The sequence below is a fragment of the Streptomyces sp. CO7 genome (genome assembly GCF_053474865.1).
In genome coordinates this window covers 765,899-770,164 of record NZ_JBRIOU010000002.1, presented here as the reverse complement: position 1 = coordinate 770,164, position 4,266 = coordinate 765,899, and the positions used below count along the sequence as shown (strand labels likewise).

The window sequence follows — 4,266 nt, the reverse complement described above, 5'->3', positions numbered from 1 at the left end:
GTGCAGGGCGACCGCCGCAGCCACGCGTGCTTCCGCGACGGGGGCGGCCTGGGCGCCCGCCGCACCGAGCTCCACGAGGTCCTGCACCGCGCCGTCCTCGACGCCGGCGTGCCGGTGCTGCCGATCCGGGTGAGCGAGGTGCGCCAGGACGCGACCGGCGTGACCCTGCCGGGATGCGGGCTGCGCGCCCGGTGGCTGGCCGCCGCCGACGGCCTGCACTCGCCGCTGCGTCGCTCCCTCGGCCTCGAGGTGGGCACCGGCGCGCCGCCCCGGTACGGGCTGCGCCGCCACTACGCCGTCGCTCCGTGGACCACGGCCGTCGAGGTGCACTGGGGACCCCACGCGGAGGCCTACGTCACCCCGCTCGGCCGTCACCTGGTCGGTCTGTCGCTGCTCACCGGCCGGCGTGCGCCCTTCGACGTCCAGATGGCCGACTTCCCGCACCTGCTCGACCTGCTCCCGCCCCGCGCCGCGGTCACCGCGGTACGCGGAGCGGGGCCCCTGCGCCGGCGGTCCCGCACCCGGCGTCACGGGCGGGTGCTGCTGGTCGGCGACGCGGCGGGCTACATCGACGCGCTGACCGGCGAGGGCGTCTTCCTGGCGCTCGCCGGGGCCGAGGCCTTGGTGCGCAACCTGTGCCGCGGCACACCCGAACGCTACGAGTCGGACTGGAAGCGGGCGACGCGCCGCCACCGGTACCTGACGGAGCTGCTGACGGCGGCGCGCCGCCGTCCCGCGCTGGGTTCGCTGATCGTCCCCACGGCCGAACGCCTGCCCCGCCTGTTCGCGGCGGCGGTGAACGCCCTGGCCCACGACGTCGGCACGGACCCGGCACGCCGCGGGGACGGCGAGGCGGCCGCCCGCTGACCGCCCTTCGCCTCCTGCCGGAAGCCTCCTGCCCGGGCCGGCGGCCCTTCAGCGAGGCGGCTGGGTGGGAGGAGCCGGCGTCTGCTCGGTCCAGATGGTCTTGCCGTCGGGCGTGTAGCGGCTGCCCCACCGGTCGGTCATCTGGGCGACGAGGAAGAGGCCGCGGCCGCCCTCGTCGGACAGGCGCGCCCGGCGCAGGTGGGGCTGCGACTGGCTGGGGTCCGACACCTCGCAGATCAGGCGCTCGTCCTTGACCAGGCGCACGCCGATCGGTCCGCCCGCGTAGCGGATCGCGTTGGTGACCAGCTCGCTGACGATCAGTTCGGTGGCGAAGGCGAACTCCTCCAGCCCCCACCGGGCCAGTTGGGAGGTGACGAGACCGCGGACGCGGACGACCTGGTCGGGGTCGGCCGGCAGTTCCCAGCAGACGAAGTCGTCGTCCGGCAGCCGGTCGACCCGGGCCAGCAGGAGTGTCAGGTCCTCGGCACGGGGCCGGGCCCGCAGGTGGTCCAGGAGCCGGTCGGTGACGTCCTCCAGGGGCTCGCCGTCGTCGGCGGCGGCGCGGGCGCTGTCCGCGATGAGGCGCAGGTCCCCGGCGTCGGCGGACGGGGCGGCGTCCGAGGGGCCGCTGTGGAAGGCGAGGACGTCGCCGGGGTCCAGGCGCAGTTGCACCGCTTCGAACGGCTGGTGGTCGCCGCTGCCGAGCGGCGGGCCGGGGCGGACGTCGACGCGGGTGACGCCGGCGGTGTGGCGCCGGGCGAGCAGGGGCGCCGGGTGGCCGGCGGTGGCCATGCGGCACCAGCCGGACACGGGGTCGTAGGCGGCGTACAGGCAGGTCGCGGCGTACAGGGAGCCGGAGAAGGAGGCGGGGCGGTGTCCCTCGTCCCCGCCCATGCGCGACACCAGGTCGTTGAGATGCCCGAGGAGCTCGTCGGGAGGCAGGTCCACGTCTGCCAGGGTCTGCACCGCCGAGCGCAGCCGCCCCATGGCGCCGGCGGCGTGCACTCCGTGTCCGGCGACCCGTCCGACCACGAACGCCGTCCTGGCGCCGGACAGCCGGATCACGTCGAACCAGCTCCCCCCGCTTCCCTCCGCGCTGCCGGCCGGCAGGAAGGCGCCCGAACTCTGGGCGGCCGTGGTCCGGGTGACCGGTGGGGGCAGCAGGCTCCGCTGGAGTTCCTCGACCGTCCGGCGTTCGCGGGTGTAGCGGCGGGCGTTGTCCAGGCTCAGCGCCGTGCGGGAGGCGATGGCGTCGATCACCGGGACGTCGCTGTCGCCGTAGGGCAGCTGATCCGGTCCCCGCCACGCGCACAGCACGCCCAGGACGTGGCCGCGGGCGAACAGCGGGACGAAGAGGGCGGAGACGGCCGTGGCCGGGAAGAGGAGCCGCATCCGTTCGGGGTCCGTGTCGAGCCGCCGCCGCAGTGCGGCCAGGTCGGGCACGACCGCCGTGCCGCCCGCTCCGACGGCCTCGGTCTCCACCTCCCTGGCGCGCACCCGGTCGCCCAGTTGATAGATCTCCGGAGGCCAGGTGCCGTCCGCGGAGGCGATCGCGACCCGGTGCAGCGGTGTGCCGGGCACGAAGGTGGCGGCGTCGCCGCCCTGACGCGCCGGCTCGGTCAGGTCCACGCAGGCGAGGTCGGCGAAGCCCTCCTCGACCAGCAGGCGCACGACGTGCTCGGCGTTGCGGGTCACGTCCAGCGACCTGCCCAGCCGGCGTGCCGAGGCGTGCAGGAGGGTGAGTTCCTGCTGGGCGGCGTTCCGCCCGGTGACGTCGACGAGCAGCGCGGCGGCGCCGTGGGGCCGGTCATGCCGGTCGTGCCGGTCGTCCAAGGGGAACGCCGACACGGACACGAGCCGTTCCCTGCCGGGCAGGCAGTGCCCGCGGGCCGGGACCGTGGGATGGGCGGCGGGCTCTCCGGTCTCGCGCACCCGCCGCAGGCAGGCGTCCAGTCGCGCGGCGTCCTCGGCCACCAGGACGTCCTCGAGCCGCCCCTCCCACGGGCCTCCGTCGGGGGGCTGGTCCAGTCCGAAGAAACCGGGGCTGAGGAGCACCCGGTCCCCGGGACCGGGTACGTCGACGACCAGCCCCACCGTCTCCTGCGCGAACACGCCCCGCACCAAGGCCCGGTCGCGTACCGCCGCGGGCGGGGGTCCGGCGGCGGTGAGGAGCACCAGCCGCCCGGGGGGACCGCCGGCCGGCAGCGGCACGACCTCGGCGTCCGCCTCGACCGGCGTCCCGTCCCGGTGTCTCAGGACCAGGGGGTGCTGCCCGCTCGCGGGGCCGTCCGGGCCGCCGGCGTGGGGCGGCTCGACAGCGCAGACCTCGGCCCACGGCCGCCCCTCGAGTTCCTCGGCACCGTGGCCGAGGAGGTCCGCCACGGCGCCGCTGCACCGCCGTACGGTCCCCCGCTCGTCCAGGAGGAGCACCACCGGCCGGTCGGCCGGCGCCCCTTCCTCATGCCGCGAACTCGTACTCACCCGTCTGCAGCCTCACTCGATGCCGGGGAACGCTCCCCCACCATTGGAGGGAGCCCCGGCCCTCATGGCCATGCGCCATGCCGGGCATTCGGGGAACGCGGGCCGAACGGTCCAAGGCGGGCGGTCCGACACGGCACGGGAGGTCCGGCACGGCGCGGGGCGTCAGGCCGCCGGGGCCGGGGCCTTCCGGGCGGCGAGGTCCAGCGCAATGTCGATGATCATGTCCTCCTGGCCGCCGACGAGGCGGCGCTCCCCGCACTCCATGAGGATGTCGCGGACGTCGACGCCGTAGCGCTGGGCGGCGACCTCGGCGTGGCGCAGGAAGCTGGAGTAGACGCCGGCGTAGCCGAGGGTGAGGGTCTCGCGGTCGACGCGGACGGGGCGGTCCTGCAGGGGGCGGACGTTGTCGTCGGCGGCGTCCTGCAGCTTGAACAGGTCGCAGCCGTGCCGGTAGCCGGACAGGTCGGCGACCGCGATGAAGGCCTCCAGCGGACAGTTGCCCGCGCCCGCGCCGTGTCCGGCGAGGGAGGCGTCGACGCGGCGGACGCCGTTCTCTGGAGGCGGCGGCCTCGATCCCACGCTGAAGGTCCCGCACCGCGGTCCTCACCGGGACCCTGGAGCGCCGCACGCCCCGCACGGTCGTCGCGCCGGGGATGCTGCGCCGGCAGCTCGAGCGGGCGGTGGAGACGGGAATCGCCTACGAGTGGGAGGAGTCGACGCCCGGCCTGCTCTGCGTGGCCGCGCCGGTACTCGATCCGGGCGGCCGCACGGCGGTGGCCGCCATCAGCGTCTCCGGTCCTGCGGGGCGCTTCCGCCCCGAGTCGCACGAGAACACCGTGCGGTCCGCCGCGGCGGCGCTCGGCGCGGTCATGGCGGGCCGCCCCCGCGGCTGACCCGCCGACAGGGCCGCCCGCCGCC

Annotated in this window: 3 protein-coding genes and 1 pseudogene; 2 read left to right on the top strand and 2 right to left on the bottom strand. The window is 76.3% G+C overall.

The window, feature by feature from the left end; translation table 11 throughout:
* Positions 1–867: NAD(P)/FAD-dependent oxidoreductase (locus tag ACOV8S_RS05475; protein ID WP_448316387.1), on the top strand; the 867-nt coding region annotated here is incomplete at its 5' end.
* A 48-nt stretch (positions 868–915) separates the two neighbouring features.
* Here the strand turns inward: ACOV8S_RS05475 and ACOV8S_RS05470 are convergent.
* Both ACOV8S_RS05470 and ACOV8S_RS05465 read right to left on the bottom strand, forming a co-directional pair.
* Complete coding sequence (locus ACOV8S_RS05470; protein ID WP_448316386.1) at positions 916–3,348, bottom strand: SpoIIE family protein phosphatase; 2,433 nt, start codon at positions 3,346–3,348, stop codon at positions 916–918.
* A gap of 162 nt (positions 3,349–3,510) precedes the next feature.
* Positions 3,511–3,903, bottom strand: a pseudogene (locus ACOV8S_RS05465) (4-hydroxy-2-oxovalerate aldolase); the annotation flags it as partial.
* 59 nt (positions 3,904–3,962) lie between these two features.
* Here ACOV8S_RS05465 and ACOV8S_RS05460 point away from each other — a divergent pair.
* Positions 3,963–4,241, top strand: coding sequence for an IclR family transcriptional regulator domain-containing protein (locus ACOV8S_RS05460; RefSeq protein WP_448317360.1), 279 nt, complete (start codon positions 3,963–3,965; stop codon positions 4,239–4,241).
* Positions 4,242–4,266 lie beyond the last annotated feature (25 nt).